Origin of the sequence: uncultured Aquabacterium sp. (assembly GCF_913773725.1) — a bacterium.
Taxonomy (GTDB): domain Bacteria; phylum Pseudomonadota; class Gammaproteobacteria; order Burkholderiales; family Burkholderiaceae_C; genus Aquabacterium.
In genome coordinates this window covers 185,447-208,975 of sequence record NZ_CAJYGK010000016.1, presented here as the reverse complement: position 1 = coordinate 208,975, position 23,529 = coordinate 185,447, and the positions used below count along the sequence as shown (strand labels likewise).

Sequence of the window (23,529 nt, the reverse complement as noted above, 5' to 3'; positions counted from 1 at the left end):
TTCAGGCGGCCACGACCTCGTGGCTGGTCGTGATCTCGGCGGTCTTGCCGATCATGATCGACGCCGAGCAGTACTTCTCGTGGGACATCTGGATGGCGCGGGCCACGGCCGCCTCCGGCAGGTTCACGCCGGTGACGATGAAGTGCATGTTGATCTTGGTAAAGACCTTGGGGTCGGTCTCGGCGCGCTCGGCCGTGATCTTGACCTGGCAGCCGCGCACGTCGTGGCGGCCGCGCTTGAGGATCAGCACGACATCGTAGGCGGTGCAGCCGCCGGTGCCGGCCAACACCGTTTCCATCGGCCGGGGAGCCAGGTTGCGCCCCCCGCCCTCGGGGGCGCCGTCCATGTTGATGATGTGGCCGCTGCCGGTTTCAGCCATGAAGGCCATGCCGGAGGCGGGCTGCCAGTTGATCGTGCATTCCATGGTGCGTGTCCTGATGACGCCAGAAGGTCGGGTGGGAGCGCATTTTGCACGGGCCGAGGCGATACCCCGGGCGTTCGTCACGCGGATTGCCCTGTTTTCGGTGCGGCATCAGTGAAAACCCTTGTGAACAATCCGGGCCGTCTGTACAATTGCCTGTATCGCGATGGAACTTTTCGTGTTGAAACCGAGTCGTTCCACTGCTTGTTTCGTTTGTCTCCTCCACCCATCTCCTTTGGTGGATTTCAAACCCGAGTTCCCTGGAACTCGGGTTTTTTTTCGCCCTGTGCGGGGCCGCCGAAGCCCGTCAGGGCTGAGATCGGGCGGCCGCCGCGCTGGCCTTGGCCCGCGCCGCCATCTCTTCCCGCAGGCGTTTGAGCTTTTCGCGGGGGTCTTCCTTGGGCCCGCCGCCTTCGCCCAGTTTCATCTCGGCGATGAAGCGGCTGGGCGTGGCCTGCACGTACTCGCGGCCCTTCTTGCGGCGCTTGAGCACGCTCACGCCCAGCGTCAGCCGCGCGCGCGTGATGCCCACGTACATCAGCCGGCGTTCTTCCTCGATCTGCTGCCCGCTGATCTCGACGTCCTCGCGCGAGAAGGGCAGCAGCCCCTCGTTGACGCCGGCCAGCACCACGTGCGGCCACTCCAGGCCCTTCGAGGCGTGCAGCGTGGTCAGCGTCACCTGCTTCTGGTCGCTCTCGCGCTCGGCCAGGCTGGTGATCAGCGAGATCAGCTGCGCCACCTCCAGCACGTTCTTGCGCTCGCTCTCGACCGTCATGCCGCCGTCGTTCTCGATCTCACCGCCGCAGCGCTTGGCCACCCAGTCGACGAAATCCAGCACGTTGGCCCAGCGCGCGGCCGCGACCTTCTCGTTTTCTTCGTTGTCGTAGAGGTGCTGCTCGTAGCCGATCTCTTTCAGCCACTCCAGCAGCAGTTCCTTGGCAGCCTCGGCGCCCACGGTCTGGCGGGCGCGGTACTCCAGGTCGTTCACGTAGCGGCCGAATTCGTGCAGGCCATCAAGGGCCCGCCGGTTCAGCGCCGTGGCCAGCGACTCCGAGAACAGCGCCTCGAACAGGCTGACCTTCCACTTGCCCGCGAACTCGCCCAGGGCGCCCAGGGTCTGGTGGCCGATGCCGCGCTTGGGCGTGGTCACCGCGCGCAGGAAGGCCGGGTCGTCGTCGTTGTTGATCAGCAGGCGCAGCCAGGCGCACAGGTCCTTGATCTCGGCCTTGTCGAAAAAGCTCTGGCCGCCCGACACCTTGTACGGGATGTTGGCCTTGCGCAGCGCCTGCTCGAAGGGCCGCGCCTGGTGGTTGGCGCGGTACAGGATGGCGAAGTTGCTCCAGTCGGCCTTGTCGCTGCCTGGGTGGTCGTGCAGCAGGCGGTTACGCAGCAACTGGAAGTGCGCCACGGTGCGCTCGGCCTCGTGCTCTTCGTTGTCGCACTCCATCAGCTTGATGGGCTCGCCTTCGCCCAGGTCCGACCACAGCGTCTTCTGGAACAGCTTGGGGTTGAGCTGGATGACGTGGTTGGCCGCCCGGAGGATGGCGCTGGTCGAGCGGTAGTTCTGCTCCAGCGGAATGACCTTGAGGTTGGGGAAGTCCTGTGGCAGGCGCTTGAGGTTGTCCAGCGTGGCGCCGCGCCAGCCGTAGATGGACTGGTCGTCGTCGCCCACGGCGGTGAAGATGCCGTCCGGCCCCACCAGCAGCTTGAGCAGCTCGTACTGCGTGGCGTTGGTGTCCTGGTATTCGTCGACCAGCACGTGGCGCAGCTGGCGCTGCCACTTCTGACGCACGGCCTCGTGCTCCTGCAGCAGCTTCAGTGGCAGGCCGATCAGGTCGTCGAAGTCGACCGCCTGGTAGGCCAGCAGACGCTCTTCGTACAGCTTCATCACCCGGGCGGCCACCACCTCGTCGTCGGTCTTGCACTGGCTCAGGGCGGCGTTCGAGTCCAGCCCCTGGTTCTTCCACAGGCTGATCGTCCACTGCCAGCTGCGCGCCAGCTTGGCGTCCGTGGTGGCCCCGCAGTCGCGCAGGATGCTGGTGACGTCGTCGCTGTCGAGGATGGAAAAGCCCTGTTTCAGCCCGAGCGCGGTGCCGTCCTCGCGCAGCAGCTTGACGCCCAGCGAGTGGAAGGTGCTGACCATCAGCTTGGCGGCGGCCCGGGGGCCGATCAGGTGCTTGACGCGCTCGCGCATTTCCGCGGCGGCCTTGTTCGTGAAGGTGATGGCGCCGATCTGCGACGGGGCCAGGTCAGCGCCGTAGCCGGGCTGCATCAGCCGCGCGATCTTGTGCGTGATCACCCGCGTCTTGCCCGAGCCGGCGCCCGCCAGCACCAGGCAGGGAGAGTCCAGGTGCTGGACGGCCGCCATCTGGGCCGGGTTCATCATCGGTGGGGTGGAAGCGGACATCGGGCGGGCAGGGGGCAGCGGGCGTCGGCCAGCCGAGGCCCACGCGGGTCGCCAAGGATAGGCCAAGCGCGGGCCGGGCGGCGCAGCGCGGGCCCGCGCGCGTGGCGGCCGTCACAGGCTGGCGACGAATTCGCTCAGCAGTTCGGCGAACGCCTGGGGTTGTTCGACGGCGCTCAGGTGGGCACAGCCCTCGAGCAGGGCCAGTTGCGCCCCGGGGATGCCGCGCGCCAGCGTCTGTGCCGCCTCGATGGGCGTGGTCTGGTCGGCCGTGCCGGCCACCACCAGCGTCGGCACGCGGATCTGGCCCAGGCGGTAGCCGTAGTCGGCGTCGCAGAGGGCCGCGGCACACGCGGTGTAACCGTCCGGGTCGGTGGCCTCCAGCAGGCGCTGGTGGCGCGCCACAGCGGCGGCCTGGTTGCGCCGGAAGTCTTCGCTGAAGAACCGCGCCATCGTCGTCGTGCTGATCGCGCCCAGGCCGTGCGACTCAACCGTGGCAATGCGCTGGCCGATGGCCTCGCGGCCGACCTCGTCGTAGCCCGACGTGGTGTTGGCCAGCACCAGGGCCTTGACCTTGTCGGGGTGGCGCAGCGCCAGCTCCTGGCCGATCAGGCCGCCCATTGACAAACCCACCCACACCACCGGCCCACCGGCCAGCTCGTCGATCAGGCGGGCGGCGTCGGCAGCCAGTTCGGTCAGCGTCAGGGGCTCGGCGGGTGTCTGCGAGCGGCCGTGGCCGCGGGTGTCCGGGCAGATGACGCGGTGGCCGGCCGCCAGTTCATTGGCCACCAGGTCCCACATGCTGCCGTCCTGGCCCAGGGCGTGGCTGAACACGAGGGTGTGGGCCGGCGCCTTGTTGCGGGCCTCGCGCACCGTGGCGTGCAGCTTGGGGCGGGTGTGGGTGAACACCGAGCGGCCCACGCCGGTGTGCCAGGCCTGGTCGGCCGGGTGGGGCTGCGGCTCCATGCCGAGTTCGCGCAGGATCTGCACCGCCTTGGCAAAGCCGGTGTTGGCCGCCGGCACGCCGGCGTAGATGGCGATCTGGATCAGTGCCTCGCGCACCTCGTCCGGTGTCAGGGTGTGGGCATTGCCGGGCGTCAGCGCGCCGCGCAGGTGGATCTCGAACTCGTCCCAGCGGCCCAGGGCGCTGGTCACCGCCAGCACGAGCACCCGGCGCGTCTTCCAGTCCAGCCCCGGGCGGCCCCAGGCACCGTGCCAGGCGTACTCGGTGATGAAGTGTTGGAACTCGGCGTTGAAGGTGTTGGCCTTGGCGATCGATTTGTCCACCCAGGCATCGCCCAGGGCGGCGCGGCGGTTGCGCATGCCGCGCTCGAAATCGTGCTGGAAAACGGGGTCCTCTGGTCGTGACATGGCGGGCTGGCTGTGCGTCGGGCGGGGCAGGGGGCCGTGAAAAGGCCGTCGAAGTGTGAATTGTGCCGCGCCCAACCCCGTCTCAGGCACATCGGGCGGTAAGCCATGCATGCAGCGGTGTCCCTCCTCAGGGCAGGTCGGGGCGCCCGATCCGGCGGCGGACCGGGGTCGCCGAGCCGGATGGTTTGCGGTATGGTGCGCGCATGCAAGGCCCTGTCCTGTCCCCTGCGTGGCCGAAACGGCTGGCGCGCCGCTCGTTGCTGGGTGGCGCGTTCGTGCTGCTCGCGTGGCTGGCGGGCTGCGCCAGTCGGCCGGCGTCCTCGGATCCGTCCGGTGCAACGGCCAGGCCCCCCGCGGGCGTGCCCGCCGTCGTCTCGCGCCACCCGGACCGCGACGGACCGCCCGTCAACCCCTCGCGCGACCTGTTGGGTGCGCCGGCCCCCGAGCCGCGCGTCGAGCCCATCCGTGTGGGAGGGCCGAACAAGCCGTACACCGTGCTGGGACAAAGCTACACCCCGGAGCGCGAGGACCTGCCCTTCACCGAGCGGGGCCTGGCATCGTGGTACGGCACCCGCTTTCACGGCCGCCGCACGGCCAGCGGCGAGCTCTACAGCGTCTACGGGCTCACGGCCGCGCACCGCACGCTGCCCATTCCCAGCTATGCCCGCGTCCGGCATGTGGCGTCGGGCCGAGAGGTCATCGTGCGCATCAATGACCGCGGGCCGTTCCACCGTGAGCGGGTGATCGACCTCAGCTATGCCGCGGCAGACCGGCTGGGCATCACCGGCGGCGTGAGCGAGGTCGAGGTGGAGCGCATCACCTTCGAAGACATCCGTTCGGGCGCCTGGCGGCGCGGCACCGTGATGGACCCCGCGGCCCCTTCGATGCCTGGTGGGACCGATCCCGGTGTGCTCGCCGGTGCCATGCCGGATGTGGCGCCCGTCGCCCCCCAGCCCATCCCGGCGGCGACCGAACCCGTGGCGGCCGAGGCCACCCCGGCACGTGCCTACACGACGGCGGCCAAGGGCTTCTGGGTGCAGCTGGCCGCGCTGGCCCGGCGAGACGGGGTCGAGCGGCTGCAGCAGCGCATCGCGTCCGATCTGCAGCCCCTGCAACCGCTGCTCGCGGTCTTCCAGGAAGCCTCGCTGTTCAAGCTGCAGCTGGGCCCCTATGGCTCGCGTGAACAGGCCCACGCGGCCGCCCGCCACGCGCAGTCGGTGTTGCAGGTCCGGCCGGTGGTCATCGAGCGCCGCTGAGCGACGCGCGATTCCCCGATCCGATCAGGCCGCGTGCAGCGCGCGGCTGTGGGCGTGCACGGTGTCCACCAGCACCGAGACGTTCTCGGGCGGGGTGAACTGGCTGATGCCATGGCCCAGGTTGAACACGTGACCGGATTGCGCCGTGTGCTGGCCGAACGCGTCCAGCGTGCGCTTGACCTCGGCCTGCACCTGCTCGGGGTTGGCGAACAGCACGTTCGGGTCGAGGTTGCCCTGCAGGGCCACGCGGTCGCCGGTCAGGGCCCGGGCCTTGTCCAGCCCCATGGTCCAGTCGAGGCCCACCACATCGGCGCCGCTGTCGGCAATCTCGTTCAACCAGATGCCGCCACCCTTGGTGAACACGATGTGCGGGATGCGGAAGCCGTTGTGTTCCTTCTTCAGTTGGCTCAGCACGCGCTTTGTGTACGCCAGGCTGAACTGCTGGAAGGCACCGTCGGCCAGCACGCCCCCCCACGAGTCGAACACCATCACGGCCTGCGCGCCGGCTTCGATCTGCGTGTTCAGGTAGAGGGCCACGGCGTCGGCGTTGACGCTCAGGATGCGGTGCATCAGGTCCGGTCGCTGGTACATCAGCGTCTTGACGGCGCGGTAGTCGTCCGAGCCGCCGCCTTCGACCATGTAACAGGCCAGGGTCCACGGGCTGCCCGAGAAACCGATCAGCGGCACCTTGCCCACGCCGTTGGCGTCGGACAGTTCACGGCGGATGGTCCGCACGGCGTCGAACACATAGCGCAGCTTGTCCATGTCCGGCACGGCCAGGGCGGCCACGGCCGCTTCGTCGCGCACGACCTTGGCGAACTTCGGGCCTTCTCCAGCAGCGAAGCTCAGGCCCAGGCCCATGGCGTCGGGCACGGTCAGGATGTCGCTGAACAGAATGGCCGCGTCCAGGTCGTAGCGGCGCAGCGGCTGCATCGTCACCTCGCAGGCCAGCTCCGGGTTGGTGGCCAGGCCCATGAAGCTGCCGGCCTGGTCGCGCGTGGCGCGGTACTCCGGCAGGTAGCGTCCGGCCTGGCGCATCAGCCACACGGGCGTGCAGTCGGTGGGCAGGCGCAGGCAGGCGCGCAGAAAGCGGTCATTGGCCAGAGGCGGCAGCGAGGGGGATGAGGTGGCGACGGTCATCCGCGCATTGTAGGCAGTCCCCCTCAGCGCATTCAGGGGGGAGGGCGCGCAAGTCCTGAGCCAGATCACATCCGGCTCTGCCAGCATGCGTTGCATGTCACACGTTTTGCCTGACGAGCCGTCCCGGACGGTGCCCATGAACCGCACCGAGCATGGCTATGCCGCCATCGAAGGGCTGGCCGGGACCATGATCCAGCCCTATCTGGTGCGCCTGGGCTCGCCGGTGACCGAGGCCGACCTGCGCCGCGTGCTGCGCGCTCTGGTGGCCGCCGCCCCCAAGCTGCGCACGGTGGTCGAGCCGGGGCCGCACCGCTGCCACTTCCGCGTGCTTCCCGAAGGCCCCCTGATCGACCAGCTGTTCGAGCGCGTGCTGTGTGTCGAGCCCCATGTCGACCTGGACGACCCGGAGGCGCTGCTGGCCTGGCACCGCGACGCCCTGCACGAGGTCGTGCCGCTGGAACGCGGGCTGGGCGTGCGCGTGCGCTTCGTGCCCCACCCGCATCGGCCGGCCTTCATCTTCGGCGTGCCGCACATCTTTGCCGATGGCATGACCATGGTGCACCTGGTGTCGCAACTGCTGCGCGGGCTAGAGGGCTGGCCCATCGAGCCCATGCCGCTGGAGGCTCCGTCGATGCTGGGCGCGATCGCGCCGGCGCGCTGGTGGCAGTGGCCGCGGCAGATCTGGCGCTCGCGTGCCCACCGGGTGGCCGAATCCCGGCGCCTGGCCCGCCTGCACATCCAGCAACTCCCCACGACGACGCAGCCGCACTACACCACCACCGGGCTGTGCCACCACACCGTGCCGGTGGGCACGCTGCGCCTGCGTGCGGCGGCCCGGGCGCTCGGTGTGTCACTCAACACCTTCGTGGTCGCCGGGTTGGCCCAGACCTTTCTGGACCAGGCACCCGACGACCCGCAGGCCGCCGCCGTCATCCGCATCTCCGTCAACCTGCGGCGCTACTACCCAGAGGCGGCCGGCCACGGGCCGCTGTGGGGCAACCACGTCGGGGCTTTCCTGGTGATCGAGCAGGACGCCCACAAGCCGCTGGCCGAGCGGGTGCGCAGCATCGAGGCGGCCATCCGCGAGGGACAGGCCCGCTACGCGCGCCGCGAAATGGCGTGGACCTATCTGTGGGAGGAGCTCATGCCCTGGCTGGGGCGCACACTGATCGGCCACATCGCCGTGAAGATGATGCGGGCCGGGCGCTTCCCGAAAATCAGCTGCCACGCCACCAGCCTGGGCGATGTGGGTGGCATTCAGCCTCCGGCCGGGCGCTTGCGGGTCGAGCAGATGGTCGGTGTGGTCAACAGCATCTCGCCGCTGCCCGTGCTGACCGAGCTCGATGGCGTGCTCACCATCCCGATGACCTGGCAGCGCGCCGAAACCGACGAGGCCGCCGTGCATGCGTTCCTGCGCCGGGTGGACGCCGTCCTGGCGCGCATGGCCGACGAAGCGTTGGCAGCGACGGATGCCGCGCCGGACGCGCCGCCCGCCCCTCCGGCGACCCGCGCCGCAGCCTGAACGCCGCCCCCGGTGCCATCGCCGAGGGGCGGTGGGGCGGGCCTCAGAGCCGCCCCAACTCCACGTACAACGGCCGGCTGTCGATGCCGGGCCGCGGGTCGTCACCGTAGCTCAGCCAGAAGTTGCTGGAAAACAGCTTCTGCCGCTTGTAGCCGCGCGGCGTCTCGACCAGCGGGTCTCCGTGGGTGAAGGCCGTGGCGATGGCATCGTACTTCTGGCCCTGATGGGCCATCAGCCAGTCGAGCAGTGCGCGGTGCACTGCGGTGTCGTCGTCGGTCACCAGCGTGTTGTAGACCGTCAGGTAGTTCAGCGCGCCGCCCACGGCGGGCAGTTTGAAGCCTCCGGCCAGTCCCACATACAGGTTGTACAGCGGCCGCAGCACCTTCACGATGGGCTTGAAGCCGACGATGCGCGTCTGCTTGTAGGCCTTCTGGTCCCAGCCGGCCAGCATCCCGACGATCTCGCCGTTCCGCTCGGCCAGCACGTAGTGCTCGATGCGCAGGCCGGTGTAATACGGGTCGCCCGCGAGCAGCTTGCCGAAGTCGTACACCGGGTAGCCGTTGCGGCGCGGCGCCTCCCGGTCGAAATAGGCCTGCATGCGCGGTGCGTCGGCCCGCGTGGCCTGGCGCAGCGTCACGCCCTGCGGCACCCGTGGCTGCTGCTTGCGCACATAGATGAAGCTCGTCTCGATCGTGTGGCTGACCCAGAAGCGGAACAGCACCCCATCCGCCGCGTTGGCCGCGGCCTCCAGCGGGGCCGTGTTGTCCTTGAGCACGATGCCTTGCAGCAGCTCCTGCTCGGTGCGGTGCTTCTTCTGCTCCAGGAACAGCGACGAGGCAATCCCCCGCCGCCTGTAGTACGGGTCCACGCGCGTGTCGCCCGAGTAATACACACGCCGCTTCTGTCCGCTGATGAACAGGTCGCGCCCCGAAATCACCGTGAGCCCGGCCAGCACGTCGGGGCGTTCGTCGTCCTCGGCCACCGCCACGATGAACTCGTCGCCGATCACATGGGCGCCGGTGAAGAAGTCGGGCGCACGCTGGAAACACATCTGCGCCAGGCCCGGCATGGTGATCTTGGTGATCAGGTCCTGGATGCGCGGGTTGTCGGCCGGGCTGCCGATGCGGATGGAAATGGCCATGGGAACTGCTTGCTGAATGAGAGGCGAGGGGAGTCAGGCAGCGGACAGCGCGCAGCCGTCCAGGGCGTCACGCAGCACGCTCGGGGCCGGGCCCGTCCAGTGCCGCAGCGGCTCGATCTTGATGTTGCCCTCGATCATTCCGCGCTCACGGCACTGATCGAGGTACAGGGCACGCATGTCGGGCAGGGCAACGCAGGCGGCGGGCTGCAATTGCCCCAGCTCGCGGGCCAGCTTGTAATGGAAGTTCGTCTGCAAGGCGGCTTCCACCTGCCGGGCCAGATCCCGCTCCAGCGGGCCGCGGGCGCGTGTGGTATCGCACTCGACCAGCAGCACATAGCCCGGCTGGCGGCGTGCCGCTTCATCCAGCGCCAACAGCGTCACCGGCAGCGCACCCTCCAGACGCAACCCGTCCTGCACGGCCTGCGCTGTCTGGGCGCTGGTCTTTTCGCCGACCAGGTCCACGCCGTCGTTGCGGCCCAGAAAGGTGAAGCAGGGCACCTCGCCGAGCGGAGCCTCCACGCGCAGCACGTCGCTCATGCGGTAGCGCGCAAAGCCGCTGCCCGTCGTCAGCAGCGGGATCACCTCCTGGCCTTCACGCAGTTGCCACGGCGCATGGATGCGGCCGTCGTGCGCGTCTTCGAATTCATAGGCGTGGCTCAGGTAGGCCAGCGGATAGCGGCCTTCGAACGGGAAAGTCACCACCCCTTCGGTGGCCCACAGCCCCTTGCCCTGGAAAGCCGCGTGGGGCAGCATCGCCCGCAACCGGCGGGCCCATGGCGCTGCCGCGGCCGTGTCCCACGCGCTGAGCACCGCCAGCCGAGGCCAGAGGGCGCGGAAGAAAGCCCCGTCCGGGCGACCATCCCAGTTCGACAGCAGGTCCGCCGCATGCGGCGCCCGCGGGCAGGGCACGCCGGCCATGCGGGGCGTGCGCGCTCCCCAATCGCCGCGCCTCAGCACCTCGGCCAGTTCCATCCGCCACGCCCCCATCTGCTCCAGCAGTCCGATGCCGAACGTGGGGCTCCACACCGACAGAAAGCCCAGCGAGGCATCCGACGTGAGCCAGGCCGCGGTCGCGAACAGCGAATCGTCCGAGGTCTCGGCCAGCGCGATCTCCTGCGGTGCCGCTTGCGTCATGTAAGCCAGCAGGCGCTTGCCCCACGACAGCATCTTCATGTCGTCGTTGATGTCGCCGGCGGTCTGGCCGCGCAGGCTCGTCGGAATCCAGGACAACGACCAATAGTGCGTGCCCCGGCCCTGATGCGGAAACTGACGGTAAAGATCACCGACCCACGCTGTGATCACCTGATCCAGCTCGTCCAGAAACAGCTTGGTGTATGGGATCCACTTCACCGCCGAGGTCGAGCCGCTGGTCGGCTGGTGGCGCATCACCGGGGAGTCGATCAGCCTCGCCTGCCGTTGCTGGCGCTGCAGGCTCAGGGCCTCGGCATAGTGCGTGTAGTCGGTCACCGGCATCTGCCGCGCGAACTCCTCCCACGACCAGTCTGCGCGGATGCCCTGGCGCTGTCCTTCGGGCGACCGCGCGGCCGCGGCCAGCCAGCGCGCGAGCCGAGCCCGCTGCACCGATTCCAGCTCATCCAGGTGCCGGGCGAAGCGCGCGCGACCGGGTTCGACCAGCCGCTTCAGAAGATGGTGCCCCAGTCGGGTGCCGCGCGCCATGCTCACGAAACGCGGCCCTCGCCCATGCCCTCCGCATCGGCGTCCTGCCACACCACGCTCCGGTTGGGCCGGTCGGCCACGTCCAGCCCGGCAGGCCGGTGCGTGCCCAGCAGGTGCTTGCGGATCCACTTCCACGGCACATCGACGATCGAGCGGAACAGGCTCTCGTAATCGCAGGCACCGATGCACGGCACCTCGGTGCCGCGCCGCCACGTCGGGTTCACCTTCTCGAAGAATGCGATGTGCGGATTCGCGGCCTTCAACTCCGGCGTGATGTCGGCCACGTCGCCCTTCAGCCGCACGTAATCGTCGCCGAAGTCCAGCAGCATCTTCTTGCGGTCGAAGTACTGCGGGAACAGTTGCTCGCAATAGGCCTCGGTGATGCGGCGGTACTTCTCGTCGCGGCCGCGCACATTTGGGTAGTAGTTGTAGAAGTTGTTGGTGAGCAGCAGGTAGGTCTTGTAGCCCTTGGAGATCAGGAACCAGTAGAAGGGCACGAAGGGGTGCTTGATGCGCTCGATCACCAGCCGTCGGTAGAAGGTGTTGGCCAGCGCGTTGTTGCCCCAGTAGGCCGGATCGACGATCGTGTCGCCGCTGAAGATGCCCCGCACGCGCTTGCCATCCACGCGGATGTCGAAGAAGGTCTGCGTTGAAAAGCCCACGACCCGGTCGTCGGCCTTGCGCGTCACCAGGATCACCCCGGACTTCTTGCTGAGGTCCTGAAGAAACACATCCAGCGACGTGTTCTCGTAGAAGCCGGCGTACAGGTCGTACATCTGACGGATGTGCGTGACCGTGATGGCCGAAATCGGCCTGAAAAACGTGCTGACCTTGTCTCGGGCGGCTGGAGAAGACATTCGCGAACTCCCGGCGAAAACCTTGGGCCCGTGCGGATGCGGGCCGGCGGCAACTGCTGAAGGCGGGTGCTCGAGACCCGTTAAACAAAGGATGCCGATCGCTCATCGTGCACGTCACCGGGCTTGCCCTTGGGTGCCCCCGACATGCGGGGGCATGTGATGATCGGCGTCGCGCACCGTCCCGGGGCGTCCACACCGACTGGCCCGCGGCTGAGGGATGTGTCAACTCAGTACAGTGCTGGGGCTTGGTCTGGCTTCGGGTAACCGCGTATAATCTTTTGGTTTTGCCGACGCCAGGGTCGGTGTTGAGCACCACTGTCGCCGTTGTCGCGCGTGGCCTGCGTGTCCTGTCAGATCCAGGATGCCGGCCGGGCAGTCAGCGGGTTGAATGCGCCGAGCGAGTCGTCATGCAGCCACCTCAGAGTCACAAGCCGGGAGGTCAGCATGCACCGCAACAGGACTTCGACGATTCCGACTGGTCCAAGGACACCGATCCCCCCGTCCGGCCGCTGACGCGAGAAGAGGCGCAAGCCCTTGTCGCCAAGCACCCGTCCTTGTCCGTCTGGCAGATTCTTGCCTGGCAGACAGTTGTGGCGGTGCTGGTCGCGCTGGTCTGGGGTGTCCTCGCGCAAAGTCCGGCTTCTGCCGTGTCTGCCCTGTATGGCGGCGCGGTGGTCGTGATACCCAACGCCCTGATGGCGCGGGGGGTCTTCGGGCGGGGTGCGGGACGCAGTGTGGGAGCGCTCCTCGTGTGGGAGTTGCTCAAGCTCGGGTTGAGTGGCGCGATGCTCGCGCTGTCGCCTGTGCTGCTCCGCCCGATCGACTGGGCGGCCATGCTGGTGACCCTGGTGGTGTGCCTGAAAGTGATTGGAGTGATCCTGCTCATGGGGCGGGGTCGCGCGAAGAAATCTGTTTAACGAGAACTGCCGATGTCCGCCGAAGCTCACGCCGCTGAACACGCGCTCACCGCACCCGAGTACATCGGGCACCACCTCCGTCACCTGCAGAACAAGTCCGAGGTCCAGGCCATCGTCGACTGGTCCTACATCAACCTCGACTCGGTTTTCTGGTCGGTGGTGATGGGTGCCCTGGGTGTCTTCCTGCTGTGGAAGGCTGCCCGCAAGGCCACGTCCGGCGTGCCGGGTCGCTTCCAGGCTGCCGTCGAACTGCTGGTCGAGCTGGTCGACACGCAGGCCAAGGGCATCGTGCACAACGCCACCTCGCGCAAGGCCGTGGCCCCCGCTGCCCTGACCGTGTTCGTGTGGATCTTCTTCATGAACGCAATGGACCTGCTGCCGGTTGACCTGCTGCCCCGCATCTGGGAAGGCGTCTACGCTGCGGCCGGCCACGATCCGCACCACGCCTACATGCGCGTCGTGCCGACCGCTGACCTGTCCATCACGCTGGGCATGTCGATTTCCGTGCTGCTGATCTGCCTGTACTACAACATGAAGATCAAGGGCGTCGGCGGCTGGATCAAGGAGCTGTTCACGGCCCCGTTCCACGCGCACGGCCCCGTCGGCACCATCCTGTTGCTGATCCCGAACTTCTTCCTGAACCTCGTCGAGTTCGGCGCCAAGACCATCTCCCACGGCATGCGGCTGTGGGGCAACATGTACGCAGGTGAACTGGTGTTCATGCTGATCGCCCTGCTGGGCGCCGCGGTGGGCACGACCCTCTCCGCGGGCGGTGCGGGCCTCTGGCTGCTGCACATCCTGGCCGGTTCGGCTTGGGCCATCTTCCACATCCTGATCATTGCGCTGCAAGCGTTCATCTTCATGATGTTGACCCTGGTGTACATCGGTCAGGCCCACGAAGGTCACTGATCAGGTTTCACAAATCGTCCCTCCCTTTTTCTCTAAACCAACCTTACTTTCTTTAGGAGCAATCATGGAACTGGTGTTGGCAAACGTCGCTCTGGCTTGTGGTCTGATCATCGCCCTGGGCGCTATCGGTGCCTGTATCGGTATCGCTCTGATGGGCGGCAAGTACTTCGAAGCCACCGCTCGTCAGCCCGAACTGATGAACGAACTGCAGACCAAGATGTTCCTGCTGGCCGGTCTGATCGACGCCGCCTTCCTGATCGGTGTCGGTATCGCCATGCTGTTCGCCTTCGCGAACCCGTTCATCGCCGCTCTGGCCAAGTAATCGGTCCCTTCTCGACTGAACATTCCATTTAACCGAGAAAGGTCCGAGCCGTGAATCTGAACGCAACGTTGTTCGCGCAGATCGTGGTCTTCGGGATCCTCTGGTGGTTCACGATGAAGTTCGTGTGGCCGCCGATCACGAAGGCGCTCGATGAGCGCGCAAGCAAGATCGCCGACGGTCTGGCTGCTGCCGACAAGGCCAAGCTGGAGCTGGCGAACGCCAACAAGAGCGTCCAGGAACAGCTCGCCCAATCCCGCGACGAAATCGCTCAACGACTGGCTGACGCTGAAAAGCGTGCCGCAGCCATCGTTGAGGAAGCCAAGCAGCGCGCTTCGCAAGAAGCCGCCAAGATCGTGGCCGACGCCAAGTCGGAAGCCGATCAGCTGGCTGTGCAAGCCCGTGAGGCCCTGCGTGAGCAGGTCGCCGGTCTGGCCGTCAAGGGTGCCGAGCAGATTCTGCGTCGTGAGGTGTCAGCCGAGGTCCATGCCGACCTGCTGAGCCGCCTGAAGTCGGAGCTGTGATCATGGCCGAGCTTGCCACCATCGCCCGTCCTTACGCCGAAGCGCTGTTCAAGGCCACACCCGAAGCGGAGCAATCCGCCTGGGTGGCGCAAGTTGCTGCCCTGGGTCAGGTCGCCAGCGACGCTGCCCTGCAGAGCTTCGCCGACAACCCCCGTGTCACGCAGGACCATGTGTTCGGCGTGATCACCGAGGCTGCCAAGGTGGCTCTCGCGCCGGTCGTGGCCAACTTCCTGCGTACCGTTCTGGAGAACGGTCGTCTGGCGGCCCTGCCGCTGATGGCCGAGCAGTTCCAAGCCCTCGTGCAAGCCCGCCAGGGCGTGTCCGAAGCCCGCATCGTCAGCGCCTTCCCCATCACGGACGCCCAGGTGTCCGAGATCGTGGTGCCGCTCGAGAAGCGCTTCGGCCGCAAACTGGAAGCCAAGGTGCAGGTCGACCCCGACCTCATCGGTGGTGTGCGCGTCGTGGTCGGCGACGAGGTGCTCGACACCTCCGTCAAGGCCCGTCTGGAACGCATGAAGTCGGCCCTCCTGGCGTGATCCGGAGCCCGGCCTCAACCAAGAATAGTCGCTCAACCCTGCCGGTGGTTGTCCCTTCGGGATGGCTGCCGGTTGTCGTCAACGAGGTTTGCCAAGGTGCAGCCCTTGACCAGACTGGGAGCTAAGCAATGCAATTGAATCCCGCAGAAATTTCCGAACTGATCAAGAGCCGCATCGAAGGTCTCGGCGCGGCTGCCGACATTCGCAACCAGGGTACCGTCATCTCCGTGACCGACGGCATCGTGCGCATCCACGGCCTGTCCGATGCGATGCAAGGCGAAATGCTCGAGTTCCCCGCCAACGCCGCTGGCGTGCCCACCTTCGGTCTCGCGCTGAACCTGGAGCGTGACTCCGTCGGCGCCGTGATCCTGGGCGAGTACGAGCACATTTCCGAAGGTGACACCGTCAAGTGCACGGGCCGCATTCTGGAAGTGCCCGTCGGCCCCGAGCTGGTCGGCCGTGTGGTGAACGCCCTGGGTCAGCCCATCGACGGCAAGGGCCCGATCAACGCCAAGCTGTCTTCTCCCATCGAGAAGATCGCCCCCGGCGTGATCGCCCGTCAATCGGTGGACCAGCCGCTGCAGACCGGCATCAAGTCGATCGACTCGATGGTGCCCATCGGCCGTGGCCAGCGCGAGCTGATCATCGGTGACCGTCAGACCGGCAAGACCGCCGTCGCCATCGACGCGATCATCAACCAGAAGGGCCAGGGCGTCACCTGTATCTACGTCGCCATCGGTCAGAAGGCTTCGTCGGTCAAGAACGTCGTGCGCGCTCTGGAGCAGTCCGGCGCCATGGAATACACCATCGTGGTCGCCGCCACCGCTTCCGACTCGGCTGCCATGCAGTTCGTGTCGGCCTACGCCGGCTGCGCGATGGGCGAATACTTCCGCGACCGCGGTCAAGACGCCCTGATCGTGTACGACGACCTGTCCAAGCAGGCCGTGGCCTACCGTCAAGTGTCGCTGCTGCTGCGCCGCCCGCCGGGCCGCGAAGCTTTCCCTGGCGACGTGTTCTACATTCACTCGCGCCTGCTGGAGCGTGCCGCCCGCGTGAACGCCGACTACGTCGAAGCCTTCACCAACGGCGAAGTGAAGGGCAAGACCGGTTCCCTGACCGCCCTGCCCATCATCGAAACGCAAGCCGGTGACGTGTCCGCCTTCGTTCCGACCAACGTGATCTCGATCACCGACGGTCAGATCTTCCTGGAAACCAACCTGTTCAACGCAGGCATCCGCCCCGCCATCAACGCCGGTATCTCGGTGTCGCGCGTGGGTGGTGCGGCCCAGACCAAGGTCATCAAGAGCCTGTCCGGCGGTATCCGTACCGACCTGGCCCAGTACCGTGAACTGGCTGCCTTCGCGCAGTTCGCTTCCGATCTGGACGCCGCCACCCGCAAGCAGCTGGACCGCGGTGCCCGCGTGACCGAACTGCTGAAGCAGGCTCAGTACCAGCCGCTGTCGATCTCGCTGATGGGCGCCACCCTGTTCGCCGTGAACAAGGGCTATATGGACGACATCGACGTGAAGAAGGTTCTGGCTTTTGAAGCTGGTCTGCACCAGTTCCTGAAGACGAGCCACGGCGCGCTGCTGGCCAAGATCGAAGAGAAGAAGGCCTTGGACAAGGACGCCGAAGCCGAGCTGCAAGCAGCCATCGTCGCGTTCAAGAAGACCTTTGCCTAAAGGAGCACGCCATGGCGGCAGGCAAGGAAATACGCAACAAGATCAAGAGCGTCGAGAACACCAAGAAGATCACCAAGGCCATGGAAATGGTCGCGGCTTCGAAGATGCGCAAGGCGCAGGATCGCATGCGTGCGGCCCGACCCTACGCTGAAAAGGTGCGCAACATCACGGCGAACCTGGCCTTGGCCAACCCCGAGTACGTCCACCCCTTCATGCAGCAAGGCGCTGGCAAGAAGGTGGGCTTCATCGTGGTGAGCACGGACAAGGGTCTGTGCGGTGGTCTGAACACGAACGTGCTGCGCGCCGTGACCAACAAGCTCCGTGAGCTGGACGGTCAGGGCGTCAAGGCCGACGTGGTCGCCATCGGCAACAAGGCCACCGGCTTCTTCAACCGCATCGGCGCCAATGTGGTCGCCCAGGTGGTGGGGATGGGGGACACCCCCCATCTCGAGAAGCTGATCGGCCCCGTCAAGGTGCTGCTCGACGCGTACACCGCGGGCGAGCTCAGCGCCGTCTACCTGTGCTTCACGCGCTTCATCAACACGATGAAGCAGGAGCCGGTGGTCGAGCAGCTGCTGCCCTTGAAGGCCAACGAGTTCGAAGGCGAGAAGACTCATTCGTGGGAATACCTGTATGAGCCGGACGCCAAGGTCGTCATCGATGACCTGATGGTGCGTTACGTCGAAGCGCTGGTGTACCAGGCTGTGGCCGAGAACATGGCTTCGGAGCAGTCGGCCCGCATGGTGGCCATGAAGGCCGCCACCGACAACGCAGGCAACGTGATCAAGGAACTGAAGCTGGTCTACAACAAGACCCGTCAGGCTGCGATCACCAAGGAACTCTCCGAGATCGTTGCCGGCGCGGCCGCGGTCTGATCTGAATATTGAATTGAAGGAACGAAGATGGCTGACACACAAGTGGCACAAGCTGTAGGCAAGATCGTTCAGTGCATCGGCGCCGTGGTGGACGTGGAGTTCCCGCGCGATCAGATGCCGAAGGTGTACGACGCCCTGAAGATGGACGGCTCGGCCCTGACCCTGGAAGTGCAACAGCTTCTGGGCGACGGCGTGGTCCGTACCATTGCGCTGGGTTCGTCCGACGGTCTGCGTCGCGGCATGGTGGTCTACAACACCAACGCCCCGATCACCGTCCCCGTCGGTCCGGCCACGCTGGGCCGCATCATGGACGTGCTGGGCAACCCGATCGACGAGCGCGGTCCGGTCGACCAGACGCAAACCGCCTCCATCCACCGCAAGGCCCCGGCCTACGACGAACTGTCGCCGTCGACCGAGCTGCTGGAAACCGGCATCAAGGTGATCGACCTGGTGTGCCCGTTCGCCAAGGGCGGCAAGGTGGGTCTGTTCGGTGGCGCCGGTGTGGGCAAGACCGTGAACATGATGGAACTCATCAACAACATCGCCAAGGCTCACTCGGGTCTGTCGGTGTTCGCTGGTGTGGGCGAGCGTACCCGTGAGGGCAACGACTTCTATCACGAAATGTCCGATGCGGGCGTCGTGAAGCAGGACAACCTGGCCGAATCGAAGGTGGCCATGGTCTACGGTCAGATGAACGAGCCGCCGGGCAACCGTCTGCGCGTGGCCCTGACCGGCCTGACGATGGCCGAGTCGTTCCGCGACGAAGGCCGTGACGTGCTGTTCTTCGTGGACAACATCTACCGTTACACCCTGGCCGGTACCGAAGTGTCCGCGCTGCTGGGCCGTATGCCTTCCGCCGTGGGTTACCAGCCCACCCTGGCCGAAGAAATGGGCCGCCTGCAAGAGCGCATCACCTCGACCAAGGTCGGCTCGATCACCTCGATCCAGGCCGTGTACGTCCCTGCGGACGACCTGACCGACCCGTCGCCTGCCACGACCTTCGCCCACCTGGACTCCACCGTGGTGCTGTCGCGTGACATCGCTTCGCTGGGTATCTACCCCGCTGTGGACCCGCTCGACTCGACCTCGCGTCAGCTGGACCCGCACGTGGTCGGCGAAGAGCACTACACCGTGGCCCGCGCCGTGCAGAACACCCTGCAGCGCTACAAGGAACTGCGCGACATCATCGCCATTCTGGGCATGGACGAACTGGCTCCGGAAGACAAGCTGCTTGTCGCCCGCGCCCGTAAGATCCAGCGTTTCCTGTCGCAGCCGTTCCACGTGGCCGAAGTTTTCACGGGCGCGCCTGGCAAGTACGTGCCGCTGAAGGAAACCATCCGCGGCTTCAAGATGATCGTCAACGGCGAGTGCGACAGCCTGCCGGAACAGGCCTTCTACATGGTGGGCACGATCGACGAAGCCTTCGAAAAGGCGAAGACGATGCAATAAGCGGCGCGCTCGGTCCGGGCGCGGCGTTGCCGTGCTCGCCGGACTCTGAGTCCGGCTGTGCGCGGCGCCTTGATCCCGAACCGATCGCTTGCTTCTTGCAGCGCCTTCCCGCGCGAAAGCCGTTGAGGCGTTGCGAGAGTCGTTCATCAATTTTTTGAAAGCTCGATATGTCCACCATTCACGTTGACGTCGTTTCGGCAGAAGAGTCGATCTTCGCGGGCGAGGCCACGCTGGTGTCCCTGCCGGGTGAATCGGGCGAACTGGGCATCCTGCCGCGCCACACCCCGCTGATCACCCGCATCAAGCCGGGCGCCGTGCGCATCCAGCGTGCCGACAACGGTCAGGAAGAGTTCGTCTTCGTGGCCGGCGGCATCCTGGAAGTGCAGCCGCACTGCGTGACCGTTCTGGCCGACACCGCCATCCGCGGCAAGGACCTGGACGAAGCGAAGGCGCTGGAAGCCAAGCGTCTGGCCGAGGAAGCCATCCAGTCCGCCAAGGGCGAGCTGGATCTGGCCCGCGCTCAGAGCGAACTGGCCGAGCTGGTCGCCCAGCTGGCTGCGATCCGCCGTCTGCGCAAGAAGTGATCTGCCGGTGACCCGCCTGCGTGTGGGTCGCCCGACCAAGCCCGTGGCTCATCCCACGGGCTTTTTCTTTTTCTGCGGCAGGTAGACTGTCAGGTTTCCGCCTCACGGCCTGTCGTTTTTTCCGGAGTGTCCTGATGTCTGCCGCGCGTCCTGTTGCCAAGCCCTCACGCCGATCGTCGGCAGCGCCCATCGCCCGCAAGACGGCTGGCGCGATCCGGGGCAAGGCCGCTGCCGCGACGAGGACCGCAGCGGCACCCGCCACCGCACCGCTGGGGTTGCAGGACTACCTGCGCAAGGTGCTGACCAGCAAGGTCTACGACGTGGCGATGGAGACCCCGCTGGAGCACGCGCAGGCGCTGTCGCGCCGCCTGGGGCACCACGTCTTCCTGAAGCGGGAAGACAAGCAGCCGGTGTTCAGCTTCAAGCTGCGCGGCGCGTACAACAAGATGGCGCAGCTGTCGGCCAAGGCGCTGGCCAAGGGCGTGATCTGCGCCTCGGCCGGCAACCACGCGCAGGGCGTGGCGCTGGGCGCGCGGCGCATGGGGTGCCAGGCGACCATCGTGATGCCCACGACGACCCCGCAGGTCAAGATCGACGCCGTGCGCCATTTCGGCGGCGACAACGTGCAGATCGTGCTGCACGGGGAGAGCTACTCCGACGCGGCGGCCCACGCCAAGGCGCTTGAGAAGAAGAAGGGCATGACCTTCGTGCATCCCTTCGACGATCCGGATGTGATCGCAGGCCAGGGCACGGTGGCGATGGAGATCCTGCGCCAGCACGCCGGCCCGATCGACGCGGTGTTCGTCGCGATCGGGGGCGGCGGCCTGATCAGCGGGGTGGCGGCCTACATCAAGGCCGTGCGGCCGGAGATCAAGGTGATCGGCGTGCAGATGAACGACTCGGACGCCATGGTGCGTTCGGTCAAGGCCAAGGAGCGCGTGACGCTGGCAGATGTCGGCCTGTTCTCGGACGGCACGGCGGTCAAGCTGGTCGGAGAGGAGACGATGCGCCTGACGAGCCTCTACGTCGACGACTTCGTGGTGGTGAACACCGACGCCGTGTGTGCGGCGATCAAGGACATCTACCAGGACACGCGCTCGATCGTGGAGCCGGCCGGTGCGCTCGGTGTGGCGGCGATCAAGCAGTATGCCGAGCGGCACGGTGGCCAGGGCAAGACCTACATCGCCGTGAACTGCGGTGCCAACATGAACTTCGACCGGCTGCGCTTCGTGGCCGAGCGGGCAGAAGTGGGCGAGGAGCGCGAGGCGCTGCTGGCCGTGACCATTCCTGAGGAGCGCGGTTCGTTCAAGCGCTTCTGCGAGACCATCGGCCCGCGCAGCGTCACCGAGTTCAACTACCGAATCTCCGATGAGAAGCAGGCCCACGTGTTCGTGGGGCTGACGACGCGCGAAAAGGGCGAGTCGAAGAAGATCGCCAAGGCGTTCGAGCAGCAGGGCTTCGCCACGGTGGACCTGACGCACGACGAGCTGGCCAAGACGCACATCCGCCACATGGTGGGCGGGCGGTCATCGCTGGCGGAAGGCGAGCGGCTCTACAGCTTCGTCTTCCCGGAGCGGCCCGGTGCGTTGATGAACTTCCTGACCAGCCTGCCACCCGGGTGGAACATCAGCCTGTTCCACTACCGCAACCAGGGCGCCGACTACGGTCGCATCCTGGTGGGCCTGCAGGTGCCCAAGGCCGAGATCAAGGGGATCGATGCCCTGCTGTCGCGCCTGGGCTATCCCTACGTGGACGAGACGCGCAACCCGGTCTACCGGCTGTTCCTGCGCTGATCGCCGCGCCGCCCCGTGGAGGGTGGCGTCGTGCGGTGCATTCAGTCCGGCCCGCGTTGTCCCGGGTTCACCGGGCTCGGGGGCGCGGGCACCCCGCCTGCGCCGGGGGGCGGAGCCTGTTCGGGGGACGTCAGGCTGCCGCGCGCCGCGGGCGCGGCCTGCACAGGCCCATCGATCGGCACGCGAGGCGCGCTGTTGCGCTCGAAGCCGCTGATGGGTGGCAGGCTGCCGGCAGCCGGTGGGGGCATCAAGGGCAGATCGAGGGTCACCACCCCCTCGCCCGCGGCCGGACCGATGTCAGCGCCGCGCTGCGTCAGGCCTTTGAGAACGAAGTCGCCGTCCACGCGGTCGCCCAGGCGGAGGGCGCGGGGCGGCTTGCCGTCCACCGACACCAGCGCCACCCCCTGGCCACCCGGCGTTCGCGGCGCAACCACGCCCAGCAGCTTGATGCGGGCGAGCAGCTCGGCCGAGGCACTGACCGGGGCTGCGGCCTCGACCGTGCGCGCCGGCCCGCTCAGCAATCGGCGCAGGTCGCCCCGCGCAGCCGTGTCGGGCGACACCAGGGTGGCGTTGGTCGGCACGGCCGAAGGGGGCGCGAGCCAGCGCAGACCCCAGTAAGCCAGGCTCGCCGCGACGGCGGCCCAGGTCAGGAGGGCGAAGAAGCGAGATGCCATATCGCCCCATTATGATGGTTGCCGATGTGGTGGCGTGACGGAAACTGCGGGGGCAACCCCGGGTACATCCGGCGCCGGAGGCGGCCCGGGCTGCGGCATGCTGGTGTGGCTTGTGGTGCCGGACGGTCCGGAGGGCGCCAGCGTCTTATTCGGAAAGCAAGATGAGCAAGTTTCAGATGATGTCCCGGGCCCGTCAGCGTGCGGGCCAACTGGTGCAGCGTGGTTTCACGCTGATCGAACTGATGGTGGTGCTGGTGATCATCGGCCTGCTGGCGGCGCTGATCGTGCCGAACGTGCTGGACCGTGCGGATGACGCCCGGGTCACCGCAGCGCGCACGGACGTCGGCAACCTGATGCAGGCGCTCAAGCTGTACCGGTTGGACAACCAGCGCTACCCGACAGCCGAGCAGGGGCTCAAGGCCCTGGTGGCCAAGCCCACCACCGGTCCCATTCCGCCGAACTGGAAGCCGTATCTGGAAAAGCTGCCCACCGATCCGTGGGGCAATGCCTACCAGTATGTGAACCCGGGCGTGAAGGGCCAGGTCGACGTCTTCAGCTTCGGGGCCGATGGCCAGAGCGGCGGCGAAGGCCGTGATGCGGACGTCGGTTCCTGGCAGTGAGCTTCGGCGCCGGTCGCGTGGTTTCACGCTGCTGGAGTTGATGGTCGTGATCGCGATGATCGGCCTGACCACGGCCGTGATTTCGCTGGCGATTCCGGATCCGGCCGCCACACGTCTGGACCGGGAGGCCGCGCGCCTCGTGGCCGTGCTCGAGTCGGCGCGCACGCAGGCACGGGCCGGTGCCCTGACCGTGCTGTGGGTACCGCAGCCCAACGGACCGGATGCCGATTACCAGTTCCTCGGTCTGCCGCCCGCCTTCATGCCGCCGCTGCAGTGGCAGGCGCGCGAGGTGCGAGCCGAAGTGATCGGGGCGCGCAGCATCGTGCTGGGTCCCGAGCCGGTCATCGGCCCGCAGAGCGTCGTGCTGAGCCTGGAAGACCGCCGCCTGGTGATCGCCACGGACGGGCTGTCGCCCTTCGATGTGGTGACCGACGATGCCAGTGCACAAGGGGGGAGCGCGAATGGCGGTCGCTGACCCGCGCGGCGTGCGGCAGCGGCCTGCTCCTGCGCCGGGCATGACGCTGATCGAGGTGCTGGTGGCGCTCGCCATCGTGGCGGTCACGCTGTCGGCGGGCATCAAGGCGGCCGGCGGGCTGGGGATCAACGCCCAGCGCATGGCCGATCTGACCCTGGCGCAGATGTGCGCCGAAAACCAGTTGACGTCGATGAAGCTCTCGCGGCTGTTCCCGGCTGTGGGCGACAGCGACTTCAGTTGCCAGGAAATGGGCCGCACCCTGCCCGGGCGGCTGGTGGTGCGCCCCACGCCCAACCTCAACTTCCGGCGGGTCGATGCACAGGTGATGGATGAGGCGAACCAGCCCATCGTCAAGCTGTCGACCATCCTGCCGCGGTTCTGAC

At 67.0% G+C, this 23,529-nt stretch carries 23 protein-coding genes; 15 read left to right on the top strand and 8 right to left on the bottom strand.

Annotation, left to right across the window (positions count from 1 at the left end; all coding sequences use genetic code 11):
* Nucleotide 1: 1 nt before the first annotated feature.
* The 3 genes from QZ709_RS02045 to QZ709_RS02035 form a co-directional block, all read right to left on the bottom strand.
* Nucleotides 2–424 (bottom strand): OsmC family protein, encoded by a 423-nt coding sequence (locus QZ709_RS02045; protein WP_294635694.1) that lies wholly within the window; start codon nt 422–424, stop codon nt 2–4.
* Between the two features lie 304 nt (nt 425–728).
* Entirely contained in the window at nt 729–2,828 is a 2,100-nt protein-coding gene (locus tag QZ709_RS02040) for an ATP-dependent helicase (RefSeq protein ID WP_294635693.1), read from the bottom strand.
* A gap of 111 nt (nt 2,829–2,939) precedes the next feature.
* The gene (locus QZ709_RS02035; RefSeq protein WP_294635692.1) at nt 2,940–4,196 is read right to left on the bottom strand and encodes an alpha/beta fold hydrolase; all 1,257 of its coding nucleotides are present in this window, start codon (nt 4,194–4,196) and stop codon (nt 2,940–2,942) included.
* A 203-nt stretch (nt 4,197–4,399) separates the two neighbouring features.
* Between QZ709_RS02035 and QZ709_RS02030 the strand changes: the two genes are divergently transcribed.
* Nucleotides 4,400–5,452: a septal ring lytic transglycosylase RlpA family protein gene (locus tag QZ709_RS02030; protein WP_294635691.1), complete on the top strand. Its 1,053-nt coding sequence runs from the start codon at nt 4,400–4,402 to the stop codon at nt 5,450–5,452.
* Nucleotides 5,453–5,476: 24 nt separating this feature from the next.
* Here the strand turns inward: QZ709_RS02030 and hemE are convergent, their stop codons facing one another.
* A complete protein-coding gene (gene hemE, locus QZ709_RS02025) occupies nt 5,477–6,592 on the bottom strand; it encodes a uroporphyrinogen decarboxylase (RefSeq protein ID WP_294635690.1) in 1,116 nt (371 codons plus the stop codon).
* 136 nt (nt 6,593–6,728) lie between these two features.
* Between hemE and QZ709_RS02020 the strand changes: the two genes are divergently transcribed.
* Nucleotides 6,729–8,114, top strand: coding sequence for a hypothetical protein (locus QZ709_RS02020; RefSeq protein ID WP_294635689.1), 1,386 nt, complete (start codon nt 6,729–6,731; stop codon nt 8,112–8,114).
* Between the two features lie 43 nt (nt 8,115–8,157).
* Here QZ709_RS02020 and QZ709_RS02015 read toward each other — a convergent pair whose 3' ends face one another.
* The 3 genes from QZ709_RS02015 to QZ709_RS02005 are packed head-to-tail and all read right to left on the bottom strand — an operon-like array spanning nt 8,158 to nt 11,789.
* The gene (locus QZ709_RS02015) at nt 8,158–9,255 is read right to left on the bottom strand and encodes a hypothetical protein (protein ID WP_294635688.1); all 1,098 of its coding nucleotides are present in this window, start codon (nt 9,253–9,255) and stop codon (nt 8,158–8,160) included.
* 33 nt (nt 9,256–9,288) lie between these two features.
* Nucleotides 9,289–10,932, bottom strand: a complete 1,644-nt coding sequence (locus tag QZ709_RS02010) for a GH3 auxin-responsive promoter family protein (RefSeq protein WP_294635708.1) — start codon at nt 10,930–10,932, stop codon at nt 9,289–9,291.
* 2 nt (nt 10,933–10,934) lie between these two features.
* A complete protein-coding gene (locus QZ709_RS02005; RefSeq protein WP_294635687.1) occupies nt 10,935–11,789 on the bottom strand; it encodes a hypothetical protein in 855 nt (284 codons plus the stop codon).
* Nucleotides 11,790–12,196: 407 nt separating this feature from the next.
* On the opposite strand from QZ709_RS02005, the gene QZ709_RS02000 reads away from it, so the two are divergent.
* From QZ709_RS02000 to ilvA, 10 genes are all read left to right on the top strand, one after another.
* On the top strand, nt 12,197–12,706 hold the full coding sequence (locus QZ709_RS02000) for an ATP synthase subunit I (protein WP_294635686.1): 510 nt from the start codon (nt 12,197–12,199) through the stop codon (nt 12,704–12,706).
* A 12-nt stretch (nt 12,707–12,718) separates the two neighbouring features.
* Entirely contained in the window at nt 12,719–13,615 is an 897-nt protein-coding gene (atpB, locus tag QZ709_RS01995; RefSeq protein WP_294635685.1) for a F0F1 ATP synthase subunit A, read from the top strand.
* A gap of 64 nt (nt 13,616–13,679) precedes the next feature.
* Nucleotides 13,680–13,937 carry a F0F1 ATP synthase subunit C gene (atpE, locus tag QZ709_RS01990; protein ID WP_058088930.1) on the top strand — a complete coding sequence of 86 codons (258 nt, stop codon included), beginning with the start codon at nt 13,680–13,682 and terminating at the stop codon, nt 13,935–13,937.
* A gap of 50 nt (nt 13,938–13,987) precedes the next feature.
* Nucleotides 13,988–14,458 carry a F0F1 ATP synthase subunit B gene (locus QZ709_RS01985; RefSeq protein WP_294635684.1) on the top strand — a complete coding sequence of 157 codons (471 nt, stop codon included), beginning with the start codon at nt 13,988–13,990 and terminating at the stop codon, nt 14,456–14,458.
* A 2-nt stretch (nt 14,459–14,460) separates the two neighbouring features.
* Nucleotides 14,461–14,994: a F0F1 ATP synthase subunit delta gene (locus QZ709_RS01980; protein ID WP_294635683.1), complete on the top strand. Its 534-nt coding sequence runs from the start codon at nt 14,461–14,463 to the stop codon at nt 14,992–14,994.
* A gap of 128 nt (nt 14,995–15,122) precedes the next feature.
* Nucleotides 15,123–16,676, top strand: a complete 1,554-nt coding sequence (atpA, locus tag QZ709_RS01975) for a F0F1 ATP synthase subunit alpha (protein ID WP_294635682.1) — start codon at nt 15,123–15,125, stop codon at nt 16,674–16,676.
* Nucleotides 16,677–16,687: 11 nt separating this feature from the next.
* The gene (atpG, locus tag QZ709_RS01970; protein ID WP_294635681.1) at nt 16,688–17,551 is read left to right on the top strand and encodes a F0F1 ATP synthase subunit gamma; all 864 of its coding nucleotides are present in this window, start codon (nt 16,688–16,690) and stop codon (nt 17,549–17,551) included.
* Nucleotides 17,552–17,578: 27 nt separating this feature from the next.
* Complete coding sequence (gene atpD / locus QZ709_RS01965) at nt 17,579–19,000, top strand: F0F1 ATP synthase subunit beta (protein ID WP_294635680.1); 1,422 nt, start codon at nt 17,579–17,581, stop codon at nt 18,998–19,000.
* A gap of 167 nt (nt 19,001–19,167) precedes the next feature.
* Nucleotides 19,168–19,584 (top strand): F0F1 ATP synthase subunit epsilon, encoded by a 417-nt coding sequence (locus QZ709_RS01960; RefSeq protein WP_109037734.1) that lies wholly within the window; start codon nt 19,168–19,170, stop codon nt 19,582–19,584.
* A gap of 134 nt (nt 19,585–19,718) precedes the next feature.
* Nucleotides 19,719–21,377, top strand: a complete 1,659-nt coding sequence (ilvA, locus tag QZ709_RS01955) for a threonine ammonia-lyase, biosynthetic (RefSeq protein ID WP_294635679.1) — start codon at nt 19,719–19,721, stop codon at nt 21,375–21,377.
* 41 nt (nt 21,378–21,418) lie between these two features.
* Here the strand turns inward: ilvA and QZ709_RS01950 are convergent, their stop codons facing one another.
* Nucleotides 21,419–22,051 carry a hypothetical protein gene (locus QZ709_RS01950; protein WP_294635678.1) on the bottom strand — a complete coding sequence of 211 codons (633 nt, stop codon included), beginning with the start codon at nt 22,049–22,051 and terminating at the stop codon, nt 21,419–21,421.
* A 179-nt stretch (nt 22,052–22,230) separates the two neighbouring features.
* On the opposite strand from QZ709_RS01950, the gene gspG reads away from it, so the two are divergent.
* From gspG to gspI, 3 genes are read left to right on the top strand one after another with little or no spacing between them, the layout of a single operon-like run.
* Nucleotides 22,231–22,671, top strand: coding sequence for a type II secretion system major pseudopilin GspG (gene gspG, locus QZ709_RS01945; protein ID WP_294635707.1), 441 nt, complete (start codon nt 22,231–22,233; stop codon nt 22,669–22,671).
* Nucleotides 22,646–23,146: a prepilin-type N-terminal cleavage/methylation domain-containing protein gene (locus QZ709_RS01940; RefSeq protein WP_294635677.1), complete on the top strand. Its 501-nt coding sequence runs from the start codon at nt 22,646–22,648 to the stop codon at nt 23,144–23,146. The genes gspG and QZ709_RS01940 overlap by 26 nt, the downstream gene beginning before the upstream one ends.
* A complete protein-coding gene (gene gspI, locus QZ709_RS01935) occupies nt 23,133–23,528 on the top strand; it encodes a type II secretion system minor pseudopilin GspI (RefSeq protein WP_294635676.1) in 396 nt (131 codons plus the stop codon). The genes QZ709_RS01940 and gspI overlap by 14 nt, the downstream gene beginning before the upstream one ends.
* The last annotated feature ends 1 nt before the right edge of the window (nt 23,529 follow it).

Coding starts and splice junctions, on each gene's coding strand:
- QZ709_RS02045 (WP_294635694.1), bottom strand. CDS start 424: ATGGAATGCACGATCAACTGGCAGCCCGCCTCCGGCATGGCCTTCATG.
- QZ709_RS02040 (WP_294635693.1), bottom strand. CDS start 2,828: ATGTCCGCTTCCACCCCACCGATGATGAACCCGGCCCAGATGGCGGCC.
- QZ709_RS02035 (WP_294635692.1), bottom strand. CDS start 4,196: ATGTCACGACCAGAGGACCCCGTTTTCCAGCACGATTTCGAGCGCGGC.
- QZ709_RS02030 (WP_294635691.1), top strand. CDS start 4,400: ATGCAAGGCCCTGTCCTGTCCCCTGCGTGGCCGAAACGGCTGGCGCGC.
- hemE (WP_294635690.1), bottom strand. CDS start 6,592: ATGACCGTCGCCACCTCATCCCCCTCGCTGCCGCCTCTGGCCAATGAC.
- QZ709_RS02020 (WP_294635689.1), top strand. CDS start 6,729: ATGAACCGCACCGAGCATGGCTATGCCGCCATCGAAGGGCTGGCCGGG.
- QZ709_RS02015 (WP_294635688.1), bottom strand. CDS start 9,255: ATGGCCATTTCCATCCGCATCGGCAGCCCGGCCGACAACCCGCGCATC.
- QZ709_RS02010 (WP_294635708.1), bottom strand. CDS start 10,932: ATGGCGCGCGGCACCCGACTGGGGCACCATCTTCTGAAGCGGCTGGTC.
- QZ709_RS02005 (WP_294635687.1), bottom strand. CDS start 11,789: ATGTCTTCTCCAGCCGCCCGAGACAAGGTCAGCACGTTTTTCAGGCCG.
- QZ709_RS02000 (WP_294635686.1), top strand. CDS start 12,197: ATGCAGCCACCTCAGAGTCACAAGCCGGGAGGTCAGCATGCACCGCAA.
- atpB (WP_294635685.1), top strand. CDS start 12,719: ATGTCCGCCGAAGCTCACGCCGCTGAACACGCGCTCACCGCACCCGAG.
- atpE (WP_058088930.1), top strand. CDS start 13,680: ATGGAACTGGTGTTGGCAAACGTCGCTCTGGCTTGTGGTCTGATCATC.
- QZ709_RS01980 (WP_294635683.1), top strand. CDS start 14,461: ATGGCCGAGCTTGCCACCATCGCCCGTCCTTACGCCGAAGCGCTGTTC.
- atpA (WP_294635682.1), top strand. CDS start 15,123: ATGCAATTGAATCCCGCAGAAATTTCCGAACTGATCAAGAGCCGCATC.
- atpG (WP_294635681.1), top strand. CDS start 16,688: ATGGCGGCAGGCAAGGAAATACGCAACAAGATCAAGAGCGTCGAGAAC.
- atpD (WP_294635680.1), top strand. CDS start 17,579: ATGGCTGACACACAAGTGGCACAAGCTGTAGGCAAGATCGTTCAGTGC.
- QZ709_RS01960 (WP_109037734.1), top strand. CDS start 19,168: ATGTCCACCATTCACGTTGACGTCGTTTCGGCAGAAGAGTCGATCTTC.
- ilvA (WP_294635679.1), top strand. CDS start 19,719: ATGTCTGCCGCGCGTCCTGTTGCCAAGCCCTCACGCCGATCGTCGGCA.
- QZ709_RS01950 (WP_294635678.1), bottom strand. CDS start 22,051: ATGGCATCTCGCTTCTTCGCCCTCCTGACCTGGGCCGCCGTCGCGGCG.
- gspG (WP_294635707.1), top strand. CDS start 22,231: ATGTCCCGGGCCCGTCAGCGTGCGGGCCAACTGGTGCAGCGTGGTTTC.
- QZ709_RS01940 (WP_294635677.1), top strand. CDS start 22,646: ATGCGGACGTCGGTTCCTGGCAGTGAGCTTCGGCGCCGGTCGCGTGGT.
- gspI (WP_294635676.1), top strand. CDS start 23,133: ATGGCGGTCGCTGACCCGCGCGGCGTGCGGCAGCGGCCTGCTCCTGCG.